The sequence below is a fragment of the Caldisericia bacterium genome, assembly GCA_021158845.1.
Taxonomy (GTDB): Bacteria; Caldisericota; Caldisericia; order B22-G15; family B22-G15; genus B22-G15.
This window is the reverse complement of record JAGGSY010000015.1, coordinates 1-2,359: the sequence shown is the minus strand read 5'-3', so window position 1 is coordinate 2,359 and position 2,359 is coordinate 1. Positions and strand designations below refer to the sequence as shown.

Annotated in this window: 5 protein-coding genes and 1 pseudogene; all 6 read left to right on the top strand. The window is 52.7% G+C overall.

What is annotated here, in order from left to right:
• Window positions 1-36: 36 nt before the first annotated feature.
• Window positions 37-252, top strand: coding sequence for a hypothetical protein (locus J7J33_00480; protein ID MCD6167772.1), 216 nt, complete (start codon window positions 37-39; stop codon window positions 250-252).
• Between the two features lie 15 nt (window positions 253-267).
• A complete protein-coding gene (locus tag J7J33_00475) occupies window positions 268-489 on the top strand; it encodes a DUF2283 domain-containing protein (GenBank protein MCD6167771.1) in 222 nt (73 codons plus the stop codon).
• Window positions 490-522: 33 nt separating this feature from the next.
• Entirely contained in the window at window positions 523-1,608 is a 1,086-nt protein-coding gene (gmd, locus tag J7J33_00470) for a GDP-mannose 4,6-dehydratase (GenBank protein MCD6167770.1), read from the top strand.
• Window positions 1,609-1,624: 16 nt separating this feature from the next.
• On the top strand, window positions 1,625-1,852 hold the full coding sequence (locus J7J33_00465; GenBank protein MCD6167769.1) for a type II toxin-antitoxin system HicB family antitoxin: 228 nt from the start codon (window positions 1,625-1,627) through the stop codon (window positions 1,850-1,852).
• A pseudogene (locus tag J7J33_00460) lies at window positions 1,845-2,088 on the top strand (type II toxin-antitoxin system HicA family toxin). Before J7J33_00465 ends, J7J33_00460 begins: the two are co-directional and overlap by 8 nt.
• A gap of 17 nt (window positions 2,089-2,105) precedes the next feature.
• Window positions 2,106-2,359, top strand: a 254-nt coding sequence (locus tag J7J33_00455) for an NAD-dependent epimerase/dehydratase family protein (protein ID MCD6167768.1), incomplete at its 3' end; no start/stop codon positions are given.

Below are 2,359 nucleotides of genomic sequence, written 5' to 3'. Positions count from 1 at the left end.
AAGCCGATTGAGTTCAGCTCCCATGCCCGAGAGAAGATGCTGGATCGTGGAGCTACAGAAAGCGAAGTCAAAGCGGCCATTCGCACTGGGAGCCCTGAGCCGGCACGTAAAGGACGGCTCATGTTCCGGAAGAACTTCACCTTTAACGGACACTGGCGTGGTAAGCACTATGCCGTCAAACAAGTGGTTCCTGTCGTTGCGGAAGAGCCTAACAGGCTGGTTGTGGTGACGGTGTTTGTATACTATTTCTAAGGGAGGTGAGAAAACATGGAGATTGTCTATGATCCGTCCGTTGACGCCCTAACCATCCGGTTTGTTAAAGAGAGGGTAGAGTGTGAGGTGATCCGCCTTAACGATCAGGTGGCCGTGGACATCGGACCAGGAGAACGCATTGTAGCGATCGAGGTGCTAGATGCAAGTGAGTTGGTCCCAGGGATTAAGGAGGGAAAGGTCTCCTTGAAAAACCTTGCTCTCGCTGCAGAAAGCTGAGGATGTTTTATTTCACTGGGGGAGAGAGAAACCATGAAGAAAGCATTGATCACGGGAATAACCGGCCAGGACGGTTCCTATTTAGCTGAGCTCTTGCTGGCCAAGGGCTATGAAGTCCACGGCCTCATCCGTCGGGCCAGCACCTTCAATACCGACCGGATCGATCATATCTATCAGGATCCCCATGAGCCCGGCGCACGGCTTTTCCTGCATTATGGAGATCTGACCAACGGGGAGCAGTTGACAAACCTGATTTACAACGTGAAGCCGGATGAGGTCTATCATCTCGGAGCACAGAGCCACGTCCGGGTGAGCTTTGACATGCCTGAATACACTGGGGATGTTACCGGTTTGGGTACTACCAGGATCCTGGAGGCGATCCGTCGGAGCGGGATAAAAACAAAGTTCTACCAGGCGAGCTCCTCGGAGATGTTCGGCGCCGCTCCCCCGCCACAAAACGAGAACACGCCTTTCATGCCCCGCAGTCCCTACGCGTGCGCCAAGGTCTATGCCTACTGGATGACGGTGAACTACCGCGAGGGTTACGGCTTGTTTGCCTGCAACGGCATTCTGTTTAACCACGAGTCGCCCAGGCGTGGTGAGACCTTCGTCACCCGCAAGATCACGCGGGCCATTGCCAACATCATCGCAGGCAACCAGAAGAAACTCTATTTAGGGAACCTTAAAGCTAAGCGCGACTGGGGCTATGCCCCCGAGTATGTCGAGGCAATGTGGCTCATGCTTCAACAAGAGAAACCTGATGATTACGTCATTGGAACGGGTGAGGCGCATTCTGTCCAAGAGTTTCTGGAAGAGGCTTTTGCCTACGTGGACTTGGACTGGCAAGAATATGTGGAGATCGACCCCAGGTATTTCCGGCCCACCGAAGTAGAGGTTCTATTAGCAGATGCTACGAAGGCGAAGAGGGAGCTGGGCTGGGAACCCAAGATTACTTTTAGAGAACTGGTAAGGATCATGGTTGACGCCGACATGGAGGCCATCGGACTGACGCCACCGGGAGAGGGCAAGAGGATTTTGGAAGAAAAGTTCACGGGGTGGCACCAGTGGGATAACAGCGTCAAAGCTGTCTATGAAAATGCACGGCGAGGGATCGAATAGCTTAGGGAGGGAGAGGATGGAAAAGCGGACTATCGAGATCACGGCAGAATTGATTGAGGAGGATGAAGGCGGCTACACCGTGTATTGCCCTGAGCTTGATATCTATACTCAGGGGGAGGACGTTGAAGATGCTCTTGCCAACCTAAAGGAAGCTGCTCAGCTTCACATCGAGGAAACCGGGCTTCAAAATCTTAAGCTGAAAAAGGTAGAGCGTAGGGCACTCACTTTACAAATCAATGCCTAAACTGCCCCGGATTACGGGAGATGAACTGGATAAAAGCTTTACAGAGGGAGGGATTTGAGGTTGTAAGGCGACGAGGGAGTCACGTGTAGGTAAGAAAATTAATCGCAGGGGAGACGGTTACCTTTCCTGTTCCTGTACACAAAGGTAAAACGTTGAAGCCGGGAACGCTTAGAGGGATCCTGAGAAAGGCTGGGATTTCCGTGGAGCGGCTTACGGAACTTCTCCGAGGAGGATAACCTAGATCGGAGGGTACATGAGTTTTTGGGAAAACAAGCGGGTTACTGTAACTGGTGGGGCGGGGTTTCTCGGATCCTATGTAGTTGAAAAGCTCAGGGAGCGAGGATGCCGCCATATCTTTGTTCCGCGCAGTCGTGAGTACGACCTCCGGGAAAAAGAAGCCATCATCCGGATGTACGAGGATTCCCAACCTGATATCGTGATCCACTTGGCCGCCGTGGTAGGTGGGATCGGTGCCAATCGCAAATACCCCGGCAAGTTCTTCTACGA

Coding starts and splice junctions, on each gene's coding strand:
- J7J33_00465 (MCD6167769.1), top strand. CDS start 1,625: ATGGAAAAGCGGACTATCGAGATCACGGCAGAATTGATTGAGGAGGAT.
- gmd (MCD6167770.1), top strand. CDS start 523: ATGAAGAAAGCATTGATCACGGGAATAACCGGCCAGGACGGTTCCTAT.
- J7J33_00475 (MCD6167771.1), top strand. CDS start 268: ATGGAGATTGTCTATGATCCGTCCGTTGACGCCCTAACCATCCGGTTT.
- J7J33_00480 (MCD6167772.1), top strand. CDS start 37: ATGCTGGATCGTGGAGCTACAGAAAGCGAAGTCAAAGCGGCCATTCGC.